Origin of the sequence: Candidatus Erwinia haradaeae, assembly GCF_900698855.1 — a bacterium.
GTDB lineage: Bacteria > Pseudomonadota > Gammaproteobacteria > Enterobacterales > Enterobacteriaceae > Erwinia_E > Erwinia_E haradaeae_F.
Genome location: NZ_LR217698.1, coordinates 701,107 through 719,905, shown reverse-complemented (window position 1 = coordinate 719,905; position 18,799 = coordinate 701,107). Strand labels below are relative to the sequence as shown.

Below are 18,799 nucleotides of genomic sequence, written 5' to 3'. Positions count from 1 at the left end.
CAAATATTATAATTTTTGTTGCATCTAGGCTCAGGTTTTTCTAAACTAGAGACTAGTTAATAGCCGGCTTAGCTCAGTTGGTAGAGCGACTGACTTGTAATCAGTAGGTCACCAGTTCGATTCCGGTAGCCGGCACCATTTAATGTTTAGGTGGGATTCCCGAGTGGCCAAAGGGAGCAGACTGTAAATCTGTCGTCATTGACTTCGAAGGTTCGAATCCTTCTCCCACCACCATCTTAGTTTATGATAGATGTTAATTAGAATAGAAATTCTAAGATTGATGATAATAAAGTTTATAAATTAAAGAGAATCTTATAGATTAAGATAAATGGTTGGTAAAGCACAATTAAGAAAAAGTGAATAGTAATGATAATTTATATCATGCAATGGTTAAAATTATAAATTAATAGCTAAGTCAGAAGAAAACAAAATGCGGATGTCGTATAATGGTTATTACCTCAGCCTTCCAAGCTGATGATACGGGTTCGATTCCCGTCATTCGCTCCAATCTTGCTGATATAGCTCAGTAGGTAGAGCACACCCTTGGTAAGGGTGAGGCCCCCAGTTCAAATCTGGGTATCAGCACCATTACTAATGCGATTGAGTATTATTGATATTAATATTATTTTTTTAAAATTAATATCAGTGAATAAACAAAATAGATTTTTTCTAATTTACAGAAAGTTAATAATATTCCTTATATATCAATCATAGATTTGATGTATTTAAAATTTAAATGTGAAAACAATTGTATTTTATCTAATTTTATTGATTTAAAGCGATTATTTTTTATGTTTTTATAAAATAAGTATTTTATATTTTCTTTTACACTAAAATAGATAGCTTGATATACAAGCTATCTATTTTAGTGTAATTGATAAAATAAAACAGATAAGTACCTTAAGTAAGATTATGGTACTCATTGACTACTTTTTTAAGGATGGTTTTTTAACAAAAACATAAGTTATATTAATATTTTGATAATTATAAAAAATATACACCTATATTGATAATTAGAATATTTAGAATTATAGATATCATTTTAACTTCATTAGACAGTTGTCTAATAAATTTATAAGATCTTGAATCGTATATTATTGAAAGACTTATCTTAAATAAGAGAGTATAATTTAATTGATTAAGAATCATTAAAAATTAAATATGTGGATGTATTTTATGACAGCTATCATCAGCGTAGTTCTCAAATAGAGAAGTTGATAGGTAGCGCTCGCCCGAAGAAGGTAAGATAACCACGATATTTTTTTCTTTAAAATTATTCTCTTCTTGTAATTTTAATGCTGCCACAATAGCGGCTCCAGAAGAGATACCAGATAAAATACCTTCTTTAAGCATTAAAATTCGTGCTCCATTAATCGCTTCATCATTTGTAACAGATATAACGCGGTCTATAAGATTTATATCCAGATTCATTGGAATGAATCCAGCACCAATACCTTGAATTTTATGCGGACCAGGTTGTATTTTTTTTCCTAATAGAACTTGAGAAATAACGGAAGAATCAGCTGGTTCTACTGCAACTGACATTAGGTTTTTTATTCCTTTCGTGAGTTTGAGGTAACGACTGACTCCAGTGAAAGTACCACCAGTACCTACGCCTGAAATAAATACATCTATGTTTCCATCCGTATCTTGCCAGATTTCTGGACCAGTTGTTTTTTCGTGAATTTCTGGATTTGCTGGATTATTAAACTGTTGTAAAAGAAGGAATTTTTTTGGATTATTGGTGATAAGCTCCTCAGCTTTATCAATGGCTCCTCTCATTCCTTGGATTCCTTCAGTTAATATTACATTAGCCCCTAATGCTCTTAAGAGCTTTCGGCGCTCAATACTCATTGAATCTGGCATTGTCAAAGTCAGGCTATATCCGCGCGCTGCCGCTACATAGGCCAGAGCAATACCGGTATTACCGCTAGTTGGTTCAATTAAATGTGTTCCCTTTTTAAGTACCCCCCGTTTCTCTGCATCCCAAATCATATTAGCGCCAATACGACATTTAACGCTAAAACTAGGATTTCTAGACTCAACTTTAACTAAAATTCGTCTATTTCCAATCCTGTTTAATTGTATAAGAGGTGTTCGTCCGATAGTACAAGAGTTATCTTTATAAATATTGCTCATAGTTTGCCTTTAACTGCAAGTGTAAAGATGTGATAGTGTATAAATATTAATTTTATAGTATTATCAATATCATATATATTTTTTTATATAGTTCAATGATTGACTAATAAGATAAGATTTTTGAGTAAAGAATCAAGAACTCTTTATTTTTATAGAGGAATTTAATTTTTTATTTTTTAAGATATTTGAGACAGTTATCTTATAAAATAATTAAAGCGTTCTGGGTCTTTTTGTTTGAGAATTAAGGTATAACATATTTTAATAATTTTCATTCATGGTATGAACATAAGTGTACAGTTCCATCTTGAGTTTGTATGATGAATATCGTTAGATTGATTTATATAAAAAGGCACTTTGACCTAAATACTAGATAATTAAAAATTAGATTACTATGATATATAGGATCATATCGATAAGTTAGGTATAATGGTTCTCTATTTTTTCATAAAAGACTAATAAAATATAAATAGCTTTATTTTATATGAGGGCTCCAATAAACAGTAAATATTTTTGTATACAAACATACTGGTACTGAAGATTAGTAAATATGATTTATTAGATAGTTTTATCTGAATTTTATTTAGAAAATATTTGATTTATTTTAAAAAAAAATACAAAAATAATCAGGAAGAAACAAAGATTATTTAATCTTATTATAGTTTTACATAATATAGACTGTTATAATCTTCTTCTGAAGATTATATTGCTTACCGTATGTATGTAGGAGGAAATTTGTTAGACCGTTTAAAATTGATTTTATACCGTTTCTTTCCTAAAAAAGTTATGACTGAATTATTAGGATGGGGAGCCAATAAACAAGGTGGATGGTTGACTAAAGCTATAATTGACGCTTTTATCTGGTTCTATAAGATAGACATGAGGGAGGCTAAGTACCCTGATACATCTATTTATCTTACCTTTAATGATTTTTTTATACGTCAGTTACGTGATGATTTATATTTCATTGATACTGATCCGCGGTTATTAAGTTTTCCAGTTAATGGTCGAATTAGCCAGTTAGGTTCTATTCAAGGTGATAAAGTATTTCAAGCTAAAGGTCATACTTATTCTCTCTTAGCTTTGCTAGCAGGAAATTCTTCTATGACATCTTTATTTGAGAATGGAGAATTTATTACTACGTATTTAGCTCCAGGGGATTATCATCGTGTCCATATGCCATGCTCAGGAAGTTTACGTACGATGATTTATGTACCTGGTGAGCTTTATTCACTTAATAGTTTAATGGTAAAGAAAATACCTAATTTATTTGCGCGTAACGAAAGAGTTATTTGTTTTTTTGATACTAATTTTGGAGAAATGGCGCAGATCTTAGTTGGTTCTTCTATTGTCGGAAGTATTCAGACTAGTTGGCTAGGAACTGTTACGCCACCGCGCGCAGGTATTATAAAATATTGGAATTGGCCTAATACCAATCAGGCATCGGATCAAATAGCATTAATGAAGGGTGAGGAAATGGGCTGTTTTAAATTTGGATCCACTGTTATTAATTTATTTCCACCGAGAAAAGTAAAGATAGTCGCAAATTTAATACCAGGAAGTCAAGTTCGTTTTGGTCAACCAATGGCCCAGGTGATAACAGAAGATAATCAAGAAGAAGATTGTTATAAACCCATAATGAGATAGATATGCTACGGCTTTTATTGATTATATTTCTCTTAGGGGGTATTACCCAATTACTTAATATTTTCGTAGCTATAGATGTAGCTCAGATTAGATCTGTATGTAAAGAAGAAAACTATAGTCATATTTATACTAATCCAAAAAGAATTAATAATTATCCATTTCACATTAAAGAAGATCAGTGTTGCTTATACAACCGATATTTGAATTACTCTCAAGAACCTAAGGATATAGATATTTCTTTCTTCTGGAGATATAGAGATTATTTGTCGACAATTCTTGTGACCCCTACACGTCTGATCAAATCAGGTTTTTACATAATTCAAAAGAGTCGTAAGAAGGTAGTTTTAGAGAGTAGTAGTCAGAATATAGACATGTTTTGGAAAACTCAAATTAAGCGATCTGAGTTTTGGAATATAGGTGTTTATTTATTGAACCTATTTTCTTATCCTATTGAAATAATTAATAATCTGAAGATCATAGATCATGTTTGGAAGATATTGTTTTTCTCTGTTTCTAATCAGAAATTGCATGAAGAGGAAAAAAGTAAAGAATTTTTGAGATATTTTTTTCAATTAAATTCCTCTAAATTATATCCAGTATTATCATCTAATTATGCTTGCTTAGAAACAGTTAGTGTTAATACCTATCTGTCTAAAGTAGATAGTTTTAATGTAAAAACAGTACAGCTATGCACTCTGCAAGATTATAATATCCGGAATGTTGTTGGGCAGAAATTAGTATTTATCGGGCAATTTCCTAAAGATCATTATAACATACCTGATAGTATTAGTTCTCAGTTAGATCTAAATCGTGAACTTTTATCAGAGCTAAAGAAGCAGCGTGTGCGTATGGAAATGGTGCTTGCTCAGCAGCATGTTGTTGCTAACCAAATTATACAAGTTCGGGAGGCGTTAAATACAATTAGTGAGCAGTCTCAGTGGCTCAGTATGTCAAATTCACTTGGTGAAGCACTTCGATCTTTAGTTGCTCGCTTACCTAAAATGCCAAAGACTCACCAGTTTAATAGTGAAATGGCTGAATTGCGTGCCAAGCGTTTATATTATATAGAACTTTTAGGGAAACAATCGCTGCTTCTAGAAAAAGATTATTCTTTTTTAACTAAAGATCTCAAAAATATATTCATAACTCAATTAAAAATGCAAAATAAGATTTTAACTTCTTTAATATCTGGTTCTGATATTCTTGCTCTAGAATTAACTAAGTTAAATGTGAGTAATACTCATTTGGTAGATGCTTTGAAGAAAGTTAAAGATGCTAGTCATCGTTACTTGTTCTGGAGTGCTGATGTAAGTTCATTAAATTTTAGATATCCGATTGAATTGGTATATGATTTAAAGAAGCTTTTATCATTGGATACGCTCGGTCAATTAAGTAGAGCAATAATAATGATGTGTACCACTCGGGATACAGTAATTCTACTGTTTTCATCTAGTCTATTAGTTAGTTTTAGCATTGGTTCGCATCCTCATTTTTGTTCTTTTCTTGATCGTGCTTCTAAAAAGGTAGGAAAAGTCACTCAAGACCAGTTTAGTCTAACAATGCGTACTGTATTTTGGTCAATTTTATTTGCTCTACCTCTTCCTGTTTTTTTTGCTGTGTTAGGCTATGGTTTGCAGCGCTCTTGGCCTTATTCCATCGCAGTGGCTATTGGATATGGTGTAACTGCTAGTGTTCCTTTGCTTTGGGGGTTTATGGTCTGCAATACTTTTGCCCACAATAAGGGGCTGTTTATTGTACATTTTCGTTGGCCAAGAGATCGAGTAGCTCTTGCGATGCGTTTTTATAGGTTATGTATAGGCGCAGTTGTTCCTTTGATGATGATGTTGATATCTTTTGAAAATTTATCGGATCGTGAGTTTTCTCCCACTTTAGGTCGTTTTTGTTTTATTCTCATTTGCGGAGCATTAAGCCTAGTTACGGTAAGTTTTAAACATGCTGGTATTCCACTATATCTGGATAAAGATGGGAATAGAAAAAATGTAATAAACAATATTTTATGGAATATTATGCTTTCTATTCCGATAGCCGCAGCCATAGCTTCCTGTGTTGGTTATTTAGAAACGTCTAAAGCTTTGCTAGCTAGATTAGAAACTTCTTTGGCTATTTGGTTTCTTCTTTTAGTAATGTACTATATTATTCGTCGATGGATGTTAATCCAGAGGCGTCGTATTGCTTTTGACCGAGCCCGTGCTCGTCGTGCAGACATTCTCGCGCATCGCGCTCGTAATGAAGAAGAGTTAGGTATTCAGCAGGGTATTTATGATAACATAGAGATTGATGAACCTGGTATTGATTTAGACGCTATTAGCGCTCAGTCATTACGTTTAGTTCGTTCTTTTTTAACATTAGTTGCTCTAGTTTCTGTTATTTTATTATGGTCAGAGATTCATTCTGCTTTTAGTTTTTTAGAGAATATCCGTCTTTGGGATGTAAGTACTACAATTCATGGGGCAAAGAAACCACAACCTATTACTGTTGGATCAGTAATGAATACAGCTTTAGTGTTAATCATTACAACACAGTTAGTTCGGAATATGCCCGCTTTATTAGAGTTAGCGTTACTACAACATCTTAGTTTGAACCCTGGTACAGGGTATGCAATTAAAACTTTAACTAAATATTTGATTGTTTTAATTGGTAGTTTGACTGGTTTTACATTGATTGGAATTGATTGGTCCAAGTTGCAATGGTTAGTTGCTGGGTTAAGTGTAGGATTAGGTTTTGGATTACAAGAAATTTTTGCTAATTTTATATCTGGTTTAATTTTGTTATTTGAGAAGCCAATTCGTATCGGTGATACTGTTACGATACGTGATTTAACTGGAAGTATCACGCGTATTAATACTCGAGCAACTACTATTACTGATTGGGACCATAAAGAAATTATTATGCCAAATAAGTCATTTCTAACTGAGCAATTTATTAATTGGTCATTGTCAGATTCTGTGACTCGGGTGGTATTAAATATTTCAGTCTCATTGGATTCTAATAGTGAAGAAGTGACTCAGGTTTTATTACAAGCAGCTAAAGGTTGTCGATATGTATTAGAAAATCCATATCCAGAAGCTTTTCTTGTAGACTTGCAAAAAGGGATTCAATTGTTTGAATTACGAATTTATGCGGCTGAAATGAATCATAGAATGTTGTTACGTCATGAGCTACATCGACGTATTTTATTAGGTTTTCAGGAGATTGGCATAGAAATACCTTTTCCAATCTTTCAGATATTATAATAAAATATACTTAAATCAAAAAAACTTAATGATTAAAGTTAATTTTATGAAAGAATTTTCTGTTCTAAATAGATTTGAATGAAGTGGTTGTCTATAGACCATGGCATATGAACTGTTTAACGATGTTATATCTTTTATTTTTTATTTTAGCAACGATCTTTTGTGAAGGCAATAACTTCACTTAATGTATTTGCTTTTAGCGCTATCATAATTAAACGATCTACACCTACTGCGACACCAGAGCAGTCTGGCATACCTGATTCAAGTGCATTAAGAAGATAAGTATCAATAGGATGAGTGGGTAAGTTAATAGAAGAACGTTTTTTATTATCTTTTTCAAAACGTTTTTGTTGTTCATGGCTATCAGTTAATTCACGAAATCCATTTGCTAGCTCAATTCCTTTAAAATACACCTCAAATCTCTCAGCAACACGAAAATCTTTTGAGCTGATTACTGCAAGTCCAGCTTGATCTGCTGGAAAATTATAAATAAAAATGGGTTTTTCTTGTCCAATTTTATTTTCAATACCGTTTGTAAACAAAAGTTGTAAGAGGGCATTTCGATTGGCGTTATTTTGTGTAAAATGACTTGCTCCTAGTGTTTTTGCTGCTTTAGACAGATTGTTGATGTTTTCTAATAAAGGATCAATTTTTAAATAACGTAAAAATGCCTCTTGATATGAGAGAAATTCAGCAGGTTTGCAGTCTAGTATAAATTGTAGTAGCTGATCTACTTCATGCATTAAGTGATGCATGTCATAGCCAGGTTGATACCATTCTAGAATTGTAAATTCCGGATTGTGATAACGCCCCATCTCCTCATTACGAAAACTGCGGCTTAACTGATAAATAGCTCCACTTCCTGCCGCTAAAAGACGTTTCATATGATATTCGGGGCTAGTAATCAACCATAGTCTCAGTTTATTTTTCTGCTTGGTCCACCCAGGGGGTTTAAAGTGTGTTTGGAAAGGTGAGAGATGTACATCAGTTACTGTATATTTACTCATAGATGGTGTTTCTACTTCTAAAATATTTTGTTTAGAAAAGAAATGCCGGATTTTTTTTATGGTTATTGAACGTTGTATTAAATTATGCAGTGACGCACTGGGGCGCCAGTCATTTTTATTATTCATTTTCGTCTAATGTTTTTATGAAATATGTGAAATATTTTTAGGATTCTAGGATTTAGTTAATTTTATAAATTTAAAATCTTATTTTCTTTTTAAGAACATATTTAGGATTGTGTTTATTTATTGCATGGTGTCTATTTTTCTATTTAGAGAACAGTTTACAAAAATTACTTATAGTGTATGAACCAATAAAATCTATTTCTAGAAATGCCAAGTAATATATTATGATCTTATTTTAAATAAAACTAGATTATTGTTCATAAATATTTATTATATGTAATATGTCATTAGATTCAAATGGTATACATACAGAAAGAATTTAGTATCACATAATGTGTAATTACTGCTTGACATAGTTATGTTAAAGAGATTGCTCAATGGAGTTTATGTATTATTTTCTGGATAATACAGAAGTTTTCTGACATTTAGGGTAGATTTTATTTACAATAGATTATTTTATGACATTCATTTTATTATATTGTTATTTTGTATAAGTTTTGCAGTTTAGATTCTGAATCTGTTATTTTGACAATCTTTGTGAATTATGATTATTTAAGTTAAGAACAGAAGTATTTTAAGATAAATTTTTAATCTTAAATCTGTATCTATATTGTCTTAGACAAGAGAGATATTTATAATAAAATTATTTTTTATAACTATATTATAAGGCTTTTAGAATAAGTCTGTTATTTAGTTAGCAAAGATAGTAATTATTGAATATGTTATAGAATTGATAATAAGTTTTTTTTGATTTTAATGTACCTTTCTTGTACTAATATATAGAAAATCCTATTTAAGAAATATATTATAAGAAGTCAATTAAACAATTGACTAACTATTTTCTATAAACATTGGTGGTAATGTTCATTATTCAATTTGAATAAATGATTCCATGATCTATTTTTTTAATACGAGTTAATTTTTAGTTGATTTTCGTTATAAAATTTAATATTCATTAACGATGTTGGTCATTAGTTATATTCTAGAAATATGTGTAATGAGTAGATATTTACGGATATGAGTTAAGTTAAATTAGTAAACTAGTTGATTCTAACCTAATGTATATATTGGTGCGATAGATGCATTACATAATATTGAACTTATTGTATAAGTGAGAAGAGAAGATGAAAAGTCATAATGCATATCATTATCCTTTAATCGAGATTTATAGTAACAAAAAAATTACATTTATCTTCGATTTATATTAAGAAGTTATGTTTAAAAAAATATAAAGATCATGGTTTATTAATGATTAATAATGGATTAATGTGATATTTTATCTCTAATAATGTTTTGAACGTTTTTATCAGTTGTACATAATAATTATTATATATAGATAAATTAATTTTTGAAAAAGGTATACGTGTGATTGTATTATTTTGTTACTTTCATTTTATTTCTAAATATTTAATCACTTTTTATACTTAAATAAGAATTGTTATATAATTAATATTATTTTATATGTTTATATGGTTTAGATTAGGTTCATTATTTTTTATGTCTAATGATCTATAATTAGTTTGTAATTTGATAGAAGGTGCTTAATTAGTTTTGGTAGGTGATGATTTTATAATCGGGATTTATTCTAAGCATCCGTAATAGTTAAAATGGTGAGTGAAGTCATTGATTGTAGAATATTTTATTTTCTAATGTTCATATCTATGATATTAATTTTTAATTAAGGATTTGTTCTTTTAGAAAAAGAAATTTAAGTCTTTTATTTAAAATGAATTAGTTAAAATAGAGTATTTGGTTGAGTTAAAATCGTTTTATTTTTGTTTTTTCTACGTTAGACTTTTATTGTATTTTAGTTTTTTTATAAAAGTTTCTAATGCATTTCCATTTATTTTCTTTGATCAATCCATAGAAGATATTGCGCCGGATTATTAGTACATGCGATGTATTATGATGCAATATTTTAAGTGTTTATTTTTTGTAGTTGTGTTATTTTGTGTGTTCCCTTTTGATGTTTTGGCTATATCAAATTTTTATGTGTTTAACAGTAAAAATAAGGCGAATATTACTTTAAGGTTCTCTGTTAAGCCAATATATACTGTGTTCCTTCTTCATCAACCTGATCGTCTAGTTTTAGATCTGTCTCAAGCGATATGGTTTCCTAAATCACCATTAAGTTTTAATAAAATTAATATTATTCACCGAATAAGTTGTAACTCAGAAAGACATAATAAAAGAATTCGATTAGTTTTAGATTTAGCTTCTTCTGTTAGCATTAGGGTGCTTATTAGGCATTCTGGTTTTCATTATAATCTTATATTAAGTATTACCACCTGTAGACGAAATGGGTGTCAAATGATACGTAGTTTCCCACGTGTCATGCGTTCTAAAATATATTCACACAAGGTGTATTGTTTGAATAATTCGTTGTCATCTAGTCGCACCAGTAGTTCTAGTAATGGGAAAAAAAGAACCAGATTAAAAAGGAACACTTACAAGGTAATAGTGGTTATTGATGCAGGACACGGGGGTCAAGATCCTGGAGCTATTGGAAGAAGTGGTTTACAAGAAAAAAATGTTACTATTTCTATAGCTTATAAACTTCAAAAACTTTTAAACTCTGATCCAATGTTTAAAGGAGTGATGACTCGCCATGGTGATCATTTTATTTCTGTATTAGGCCGTTCAGATGTGGCGCATAAGAAACAGGCTAATTTACTAATATCTATTCATGCTGATTCTGCGCCTAATCATAGCGTCTCTGGTGCTTCAGTATGGGTACTATCTAATCAGCGTGTTAAGGTTGAAATGGCAAACCGTCTCGAACAACATGACAATAGATTTGAAATGCCAGTAAGCACTAAAGGCTTTTTAGTTAGAAATAAGTCAGACGTCTCTGTTACTCAAGTCTTGCTAGATCTTCAGTTTGGGCATGTTCAGAAGGTTGGATATGATGTGGCAACTCAGATTATCAAACAGCTCAAATCTATTGGTTCATTACATAAAAATCAACCAGTATTTGCTAGTTTTGGAGTATTAAGTTCTCCTGACGTCCCTTCTCTTTTAATTGAAACTGGTTTTATTAGTAATCCATTAGAAGAAAAACTACTGAGAAGTAGTGCATACCAGAAAAAGATTACTAGGTCTATTTATCAAGGATTGCGTAATTATTTTGTATTTCACTTGTCAAAAGATATGAATAAAATAGGAGAATAGATGATTATCAATCTTAATTACAACAACAATTGTTAGAAGTTGGTTCAGATTAGGTTTAACGTAAAATAATATTAATTATAAATATGATTGATAATAGTTTAGAAGAATTCATTTTGAATTGTATATTATCATTTTTTATTAGGAATGTTATATATTTGATATACATACTATTAAATCACAGGTTTGTCCGAGGAGTTTTTTTGAGATTTTCATAGTATAATTTTTTTGGAGGAGAACGAATATAATTTTTGCAATCTTAAGCATATTTAATACAGTTAGTAGTAGGTTAATTATTTCGTATAAAACTGTTGATTTTTAGTTAAATTGAATTTTATAAAATAAAATATTTAGGATTATGCATTTATAGAAATATTTATAGAAATAATTATATTTATATTTTAATCACGATTTTTAGTTTTGTAGAAAGAATTAATGGTTTTTTTAAAAAGAATGATTTTTAAGTATATAAAGGATTTGATATGACAAAAGGAAATAGCTTTATATCGTATTATGTTTTGAGTGTTTACTGGTTAGATAAAGATTTTGTATAAATAAAACATTATGATGTTGCAATACTCTAATTTAGATATCCTATATCACATGAAGATATATTCCTGTTTGCTATCAATAAGTTTAGCGTGGAAAGTTATTCAAATTGATTTTTATATTTTGTTTTGTTCTTAGAGAAGTGTATGTCAATGATTACCGTTATCTTATCTTATCAAGAATCTATTCTTCATTGTTTTTAATGATAAGTTAAATGATTTGCTGAGAAAGTTCAGTTTTTTATAACAGTGACAATACTATTTGTTAATACATGAAAGTTTTTTAAAATGAGGTTTGAGAAAATTACTGAAAGAAATTAGTTAGAATTGTATGTATTGTATTTTTAGTAAAACTTTGCTCTGAGATGATTTTATGCATGGATGCGTTGTACCGAATGGTAGATATTTTTAATTACAATGTAGTATTTAAGTGGTTTAGACAAGTTTTATGATCTATTGTCTTATGATTTAGTTTTACAGTTAATCTTTTGAGTTAAGAATGATGAAATGTTTCTGGTTTATTAGAATAATCATAAAATTTTTTAATTTTATAAAAATTAGAAAGAATTATTTTCCAGGTACCGGAGAGAACTATTTAATCCTAATATCGATGAAATCGTGATTTCATAGTAATTACTTATTATTTTTTTATTTATGTTCAATATGTAATGTTTTGAAAAAAGCTTTATGTGATTTTAATATTTTTATTTTTTTGATCGTTTCAATTTGATAATAATATTATTAAATTAAGTTTTATCATATGGATAAAAGTTTCAAGAAGAATTTAATTGATTTAAATTATTTTAATAATTATTATTATAATTTTAGTCAATTTAAATTAAAGAGCATCATCTCTATATTATTATTAGCTTTATATATCAAGATTAATTTTATTAAGGCTTCTTTTGAAGCAAGATGTGTTAATTTTGGGAAAAGAGATCTGTTTTTTTCAAGTCTTAATAATAAGGTTTTAGCTGAAGGGCAATTAATTTTTTATTTGAGAATGCCAATAAGGTATAAAAATTTAAAATTTGGTAGAACAGTTTAGATTGATGCATAAAAATAATTAATGATAATATTGATTAAGAATATAAAGAATTTATTTTAAAGATAAATAGATTGTTTAATATTAAAAAATTTCTATTATGTATTTATATAAAAATAAATTATTTAAGCTAAATTAGCATATAGTTGTAATTGTATTGACAGAAGGTGATACAATGTTCTTGTATTTACTTTGGTATTTTAGAATAAAACGTATACAGATTTATTCTAAAAATGTTAGGATATATCGTATTGTTTGCAGTGTTTTGACAGATGGTTGAATTTTACTTTTGTGATTATGTTGTATATTTTTGGAAAAGTATTTTTAGTAGGGCGTATGATCTAATGATATTGTAAGACTATCTCGAAATTAGTATAATTATTTTATAAAATAATGTGCATAAAATTAACGTTAAGATGAATTTTAACACTCTAAAAAATGAATGATGTATTATGATTTCTGCACCATTAGCAATTTTTTTAATGGGTCCTACAACGTCTGGAAAAACTAGATTAGCATCTTTGCTATACAAGGAATTACCTGTAGAGTTGATTAGTGTTGATTCAGCGCTTATTTATCGAGGAATGGATATTGGTACCGATAAACCATCGAAAACGGATTTACAGTGTTCGCCATATCATCTATTAGATATTCGTGATCCTAAAGAGGTTTATTCTGTTTTTAATTTTCGAAATGATGCATTAAATGTAATGGCTAGCATTACTCGACGTGGGTACATCCCCCTCCTTGTTGGGGGAACCATGTTTTATTATAAGGCATTGTTAGAGGGGTTATCAGTTTTACCTCCTTCAAATTTACAAACTCGTAAGTTGATCGAAGATAAAGCCAATAAAGTTGGCTGGCCATACTTACATAGTCAGTTACAAGAAATAGATCCAATATCAGCCAAACTTATTCATATCAATGACACTCAGAGAATTTTGCGTGCATTAGAAGTCTTTTTGATTTCTGGTAAAACTCTGACTGAATTAAATAAAAATTCAGGGGAGTCGTTACAATATAATGTCTTGCAGTTTGTTATGGTATCCATGAGTCGTTTATTTCTCCAGAAAAGTATTGAAGATAGAGTATATCGTATGTTGGAATTAGGTTTTGAGGATGAGGTAAGAGTACTGTATTCTCGCGGTGATTTGCATATGAACATGCCGTCTATGCGTTGTATTGGTTATCGTCAAATGTGGTCCTACTTATCTGGTGATATTCCTTACAAGAGGATGATCGAGACTACTATATATGCTACTCGCCACTTAGCAAAGCGTCAGATGACTTGGCTTCGTAGCTGGAAAAATGATCTATATTGGTTAGATAGTGAAAAACCCGATATGGCGTACAATAAAATATTGCAGGTCATTCGAAGTCGGAGTGAGTCATTTTGTAAAAATAGTAAATGAATGTTCATATTTTCTTAGCCCTATAAGTACAGGGTTTATCAATTTAGAAATAATCAGCCTATTTAAGGAATAGCGAACATGGCTAAGGGACAATCATTACAAGATCCGTTCTTAAATGCACTACGCCGAGAACGTGTTTCGGTTTCTATTTATTTAGTAAATGGAATTAAATTATATGGTCAAATTGAGTCTTTTGATCAGTTTGTTGTTCTTTTAAAAAATACTGTTAGCCAAATGATTTATAAACATGCAATTTCTACTGTTGTTCCATCACGTCAATTCTTGCATCACAGCAATCATGGAACTTCCATGAGCACTCACTCTCATTATAACACTAGTTATCACAATAGTAACCTAACCGGAATCTCATACCTTGAAAAGGATCACCTTCAGACCTAGATATTAAGTATAGATTTGGATAATTAGAATATGTTTTATTATAAGAACTTTAGAGAATATACACTTGATTTTTATGAATAAAAATATTTTATTAATATATTCACTGGTTGGAGTAAGTCTTTAGTTTGATGCGAGTCTATTATCGTAGATATCATGTATAATAAAATATATAAGGTTGATACTTTAATGTTAATTTTTTCATTGATGTTAAATCTTTGTCTACAGATTAGTTTTAGGAGTAATTTTCATTGAATCCTTATTTTTTATTACAAAATATATTTTGTAAGATATAGTGTGTAGATTGCTGAGAATTTAATAGAGAAGTGTTAAATTATATGAAGAGTTAAATTTTTTGAGTTCTAGCATGAAATCTATATACTGTCCATAGCTATAGATTGGTTTATATTTATAGTAATTTAGCAGAATTTGAGTGGGTAAAGTTTAATTTAGTCTAGTGTTTTTTATTAAATGGTTTAGTTGATAGCGATCTTTGAGGAATGCAAGATAGGTTAGGTTAACTAGAAGAGCAATCTGTATGCCGTGTTGCTATTAGAGCTCTAATTTATAGAGATAATTTTAAAAGTATTAAAGTGTTTCTTTTATTTTATTGAATTGAATTAGTTAGCGCGAATAGGGTATAGTTTGTATATGAGTAAGATAAAACATTATATGATTTTCACCTGAATAAGTAAGAGTCTTTTATTTTTATTTATTTTGACTTTTACTTTATACAATGATTTTCTATAGTATTTTGTGATAGTTTTGAGTTTTATCTTAATCTAATTAATAATATTTTTTTATAAATAGAGTTGGAGTGAGAGCATGATTTGGGATCAGAGTTATTGCCAGTACAGCCAGTCTAGTTAATATACCTTTCTGGAATTAAGTGCATTGCGTATACGTGTATCCCGTTGTGGGTATTAAGACATACATAATTGATGGAGCATAAATATGGCCTGGAACCAACCCGGATGTGATGGACAGGACCGAGACCCTTGGGGGGGTAATAAGCATGCTAGTGGTAATTCTACGAATAATGAAGGAGGTTCTGATAAGCGGTCACCTAATTTTGATGACTTTTTTTACCACCTACGTAACAAGATGAGCAAATTAGTATCAGGAAGTGATAAGAATTTAAATAACAATTATGGTCGAAAAAAAACTCCGGGTTCTAAGAGAAAAATTGATGGTGTTATTGGAACTATAATTTTAGGTATAGCAGGGATAATCTGGTCTATAAGTGGACTCTATACTATCAAGGAAGCTGAGCGAGGAGTTATTACGCGTTTTGGAAAATTTAGTCATTTAGTTACACCAGGATTAAATTGGAAGCCGACTTTTATTGATGAGGTTAAGGCAGTAAATATTGAAGCAGTGCGTGAATTGTCAGCTTCTGGAACTATGTTAACTTCAGATGAAAACGTAGTGCGTGTAGAAATGAATGTACAATATCGGGTTACCAATCCAGAGCGTTATTTATTTTCTGTAAGCGATGCCGATGATAGCCTGCGTCAGGCAACTGATAGTGCTTTGCGAGGTGTTATTGGTCGTTTGACTATGGATCGCATTTTAACTGAAGGTAGAACTGTGGTACGAAGTCAGACTCAAAGTGAACTAGAGGAAACTATTAGCACCTATGATATGGGTATCACTCTATTAGATGTTAACTTTCAGACAGCAAGGCCACCAGAAGATGTAAAAGCTGCTTTTGATGACGCCATAGCTGCTCGGGAAAATCGTGAGCAAGTTGTTCGTGAAGCGGAGGCTTATGCTAATGATAAATTACCCCGTGCTCGAGGTGATGCGCAGGGTATACTAGAACAAGCTCGTGCCTATAAAGCACGTATTACCTTAGAAGCTCAGGGAGAAGTGGATAGTTTTGCGCGCATCTTACCAGAATATAAAGCCGCTCCAAGCATTACTCGTGAACGTCTTTATATTGAAACTATGGAAAGAATTTTGCGTCATAGCCATAAAGTTCTTATTAGTGATCAGGGTCGTAATTTAATGGTTCTACCGATAGATCAGTTAATAAAGAGCAAGATAGTGACATCAAGCAATGTCTCTAAAATTAATAAAGGCAGTCAGATGAAGCATCTTACCCCTGTGGCAACTAATCGTAGTAAGGAAAACCATAATAAAGATATCATAGACCAGCGTCGAGACTACGCCCAACGTAGTAATATATTAAACGAAGGGAGAGATTGATGATGCGTAAGATATTTATATTTGTATTAGTTATTTTAATCGCTTTCTATACTTCTACATTTATAGTAGAAGAAGGTCAGCGTGGTATTATGATGCGTTTTGGTAAGGTTCTTCGTAATGATAATAACCAACCTTTAGTCTATATGCCTGGTCTACATTTTAAAATTCCACTCCTTGAGTCAGTGAAATCACTAGATGCTCGTATTCAAACTATGGATAATCAAGCAGATCGATTTGTTACTAAAGAACAAAAAGATCTTATTGTTGATTCGTATATTAAATGGTGTGTGAGTGATTTTAGTCGATACTATCTTGCAACGGGAGGCGGGGATATTTCTCAGGCTGAAGTGTTGCTTAAACGTAAGTTTAGTGATCGTCTTCGCTCTGAAATTGGTCGACTAGATGTCCAAGAGATTGTGAATGATTTTAGTGGTCGCTTAACGACTGATGTACGCGATGCTCTGAATACTGGTAGTTCAGATCAGGACCATTTTGGAGCGATATTACCGATTAATCAAAATAGCATGGCTGAATTAGGTATTAAGGTTATTGATGTTCGCATAAAACAAATTAATTTACCTACAGAAGTTTCTGATGCTATTTATGCTCGAATGAGAGCTGAGCGTGAATCTGTTGCTAGAAGTCAACGGGCAAGAGGAGCTGAAGAGGCTGCAATAGTTAGGGCACAAGCAGATTATGAAGTTGAACATACTCTAGCAGAGGCAAGACGTGAAGCTTTAATTACTAGAGGAGAAGGTGATGCTGAAGTAGCTAAGTTATTTTCTTCTATTTTTAGCCAAGATCCTGATTTTTATGTTTTTCTACGTAGTTTACGTGCCTACGATAATAGTTTTAGCTCTACAGAAGATGTACTAATACTTAGCCCCGACAGTAATTTCTTTCGATTTATGCAGAATCCTAAAATGATTTCTAGTCAAGATAAGATGAAATAAGGATTTTTATAAGATTTGGACTATTGATGTACTCAACTTGCATGATCTATGATATTATATATCATGCAAGTTGAGTACATCAATCATATCAAAAAAACCTGTTTTATATGCTTTTAACCATCTTGCTGCTTTTAAAGCGCCTTTAGCAAAAATTATACGGTTTGAAGCTTTATGGCTAATCTCAATACGTTCTCCAATATTTGCAAACATCACTGTGTGGTCTCCAATAATATCTCCAGCTCGGATACTGGATAATCCAATGGTATTTTTAGTCCGACTTCCATGGATATCTGGAGCTGCCTGTAGAGTATGTGGATCTAAATTCCAGTTCATTTCGTTAGATATTGTTGCAGAAATTTTCTGTGCAGTACCGGATGGAGAGTCAGCTTTATGTCGGTGATGCGCTTCAATTATTTCAATATCAGAATCAGATCCTATAATTTTTGTTGTTTTTTCTACTAATTTTAGTAGTAGATTTATCCCAATACTGAAGTTAGAAGAATATACTAAAGCTATTTCTTTTGCTGATTCTTTAATGAACTCTTGACTTTGTTTATCTAATCCAGTAGTACCAATGACCATAGGTTTATGATATTGTAGACATAATTCCAGGTTTTTTAATGTTCTATCTGGATGAGTAAAATCAATTAGAATATCAAAATCATTCATAACTAACTTGAGATCGTCTGTAATAGATACTCCTAGATTTTCGTATTTGGCTAGTTCTCCAGCATCTTTACCGGAAAAAGATGAACCTTTTCGTACAATTGCAGCTCCAAGAAGCACACCCTTAGTATGTGTAGTGGTTGTTATAAGTTGTCGTCCCATCCGTCCAGAGGCACCTATAATAGCAACACGAACATCTTTATTCATAGAAATATTACCTAGTTCAGTATATA

At 30.8% G+C, this 18,799-nt stretch carries 10 protein-coding genes and 4 tRNA genes; 11 read left to right on the top strand and 3 right to left on the bottom strand.

Going from position 1 to position 18,799, the window contains the following annotated elements:
• Positions 1-62: 62 nt before the first annotated feature.
• The 4 genes from HACICURT3053_RS02145 to HACICURT3053_RS02130 all read left to right on the top strand — a co-directional run bounded on the left by HACICURT3053_RS02145 (position 63) and on the right by HACICURT3053_RS02130 (position 588).
• Positions 63-138 (top strand) — tRNA-Thr (locus tag HACICURT3053_RS02145).
• A gap of 11 nt (positions 139-149) precedes the next feature.
• A tRNA-Tyr gene (locus tag HACICURT3053_RS02140) sits at positions 150-234 on the top strand.
• A 198-nt stretch (positions 235-432) separates the two neighbouring features.
• A tRNA-Gly gene (locus HACICURT3053_RS02135) sits at positions 433-507 on the top strand.
• Positions 508-512: 5 nt separating this feature from the next.
• Positions 513-588 (top strand) — tRNA-Thr (locus tag HACICURT3053_RS02130).
• Positions 589-1,155: 567 nt separating this feature from the next.
• On the opposite strand, the gene cysK is transcribed toward HACICURT3053_RS02130, so the two are convergent.
• Positions 1,156-2,139: a cysteine synthase A gene (cysK, locus tag HACICURT3053_RS02125; RefSeq protein ID WP_157992098.1), complete on the bottom strand. Its 984-nt coding sequence runs from the start codon at positions 2,137-2,139 to the stop codon at positions 1,156-1,158.
• A 732-nt stretch (positions 2,140-2,871) separates the two neighbouring features.
• Here cysK and asd point away from each other — a divergent pair.
• Entirely contained in the window at positions 2,872-3,783 is a 912-nt protein-coding gene (gene asd / locus HACICURT3053_RS02120) for an archaetidylserine decarboxylase (RefSeq protein WP_157992097.1), read from the top strand.
• A gap of 2 nt (positions 3,784-3,785) precedes the next feature.
• On the top strand, positions 3,786-7,037 hold the full coding sequence (gene mscM / locus HACICURT3053_RS02115; RefSeq protein WP_157992096.1) for a miniconductance mechanosensitive channel MscM: 3,252 nt from the start codon (positions 3,786-3,788) through the stop codon (positions 7,035-7,037).
• A 146-nt stretch (positions 7,038-7,183) separates the two neighbouring features.
• Here the strand turns inward: mscM and epmA are convergent, their stop codons facing one another.
• On the bottom strand, positions 7,184-8,170 hold the full coding sequence (gene epmA / locus HACICURT3053_RS02110) for an elongation factor P--(R)-beta-lysine ligase (protein WP_157992095.1): 987 nt from the start codon (positions 8,168-8,170) through the stop codon (positions 7,184-7,186).
• A gap of 1,890 nt (positions 8,171-10,060) precedes the next feature.
• Between epmA and HACICURT3053_RS02105 the strand changes: the two genes are divergently transcribed.
• From HACICURT3053_RS02105 to hflC, 5 genes are all read left to right on the top strand, one after another.
• Positions 10,061-11,338, top strand: a complete 1,278-nt coding sequence (locus HACICURT3053_RS02105; RefSeq protein WP_157992094.1) for an N-acetylmuramoyl-L-alanine amidase — start codon at positions 10,061-10,063, stop codon at positions 11,336-11,338.
• A gap of 2,042 nt (positions 11,339-13,380) precedes the next feature.
• Entirely contained in the window at positions 13,381-14,340 is a 960-nt protein-coding gene (gene miaA, locus HACICURT3053_RS02100; RefSeq protein WP_157992093.1) for a tRNA (adenosine(37)-N6)-dimethylallyltransferase MiaA, read from the top strand.
• A 78-nt stretch (positions 14,341-14,418) separates the two neighbouring features.
• Positions 14,419-14,739 (top strand): RNA chaperone Hfq, encoded by a 321-nt coding sequence (gene hfq / locus HACICURT3053_RS02095; protein WP_157992092.1) that lies wholly within the window; start codon positions 14,419-14,421, stop codon positions 14,737-14,739.
• Positions 14,740-15,690: 951 nt separating this feature from the next.
• Complete coding sequence (gene hflK / locus HACICURT3053_RS02090) at positions 15,691-16,947, top strand: FtsH protease activity modulator HflK (RefSeq protein ID WP_157992091.1); 1,257 nt, start codon at positions 15,691-15,693, stop codon at positions 16,945-16,947.
• Positions 16,948-16,949: 2 nt separating this feature from the next.
• The gene (gene hflC, locus HACICURT3053_RS02085) at positions 16,950-17,900 is read left to right on the top strand and encodes a protease modulator HflC (RefSeq protein ID WP_157992090.1); all 951 of its coding nucleotides are present in this window, start codon (positions 16,950-16,952) and stop codon (positions 17,898-17,900) included.
• Between the two features lie 54 nt (positions 17,901-17,954).
• Here hflC and dapB read toward each other — a convergent pair whose 3' ends face one another.
• Positions 17,955-18,773, bottom strand: coding sequence for a 4-hydroxy-tetrahydrodipicolinate reductase (gene dapB, locus HACICURT3053_RS02080; protein ID WP_157992089.1), 819 nt, complete (start codon positions 18,771-18,773; stop codon positions 17,955-17,957).
• Positions 18,774-18,799: the final 26 nt, after the last annotated feature.

What these genes read in the sequence shown, in the direction of transcription:
- cysK (WP_157992098.1), bottom strand. Translation starts at nt 2,139, where the DNA reads ATGAGCAATATTTATAAAGATAACTCTTGTACTATCGGACGAACACCT.
- mscM (WP_157992096.1), top strand. Translation starts at nt 3,786, where the DNA reads ATGCTACGGCTTTTATTGATTATATTTCTCTTAGGGGGTATTACCCAA.
- epmA (WP_157992095.1), bottom strand. Translation starts at nt 8,170, where the DNA reads ATGAATAATAAAAATGACTGGCGCCCCAGTGCGTCACTGCATAATTTA.
- HACICURT3053_RS02105 (WP_157992094.1), top strand. Translation starts at nt 10,061, where the DNA reads ATGCGATGTATTATGATGCAATATTTTAAGTGTTTATTTTTTGTAGTT.
- miaA (WP_157992093.1), top strand. Translation starts at nt 13,381, where the DNA reads ATGATTTCTGCACCATTAGCAATTTTTTTAATGGGTCCTACAACGTCT.
- hfq (WP_157992092.1), top strand. Translation starts at nt 14,419, where the DNA reads ATGGCTAAGGGACAATCATTACAAGATCCGTTCTTAAATGCACTACGC.
- hflK (WP_157992091.1), top strand. Translation starts at nt 15,691, where the DNA reads ATGGCCTGGAACCAACCCGGATGTGATGGACAGGACCGAGACCCTTGG.
- hflC (WP_157992090.1), top strand. Translation starts at nt 16,950, where the DNA reads ATGCGTAAGATATTTATATTTGTATTAGTTATTTTAATCGCTTTCTAT.
- dapB (WP_157992089.1), bottom strand. Translation starts at nt 18,773, where the DNA reads ATGAATAAAGATGTTCGTGTTGCTATTATAGGTGCCTCTGGACGGATG.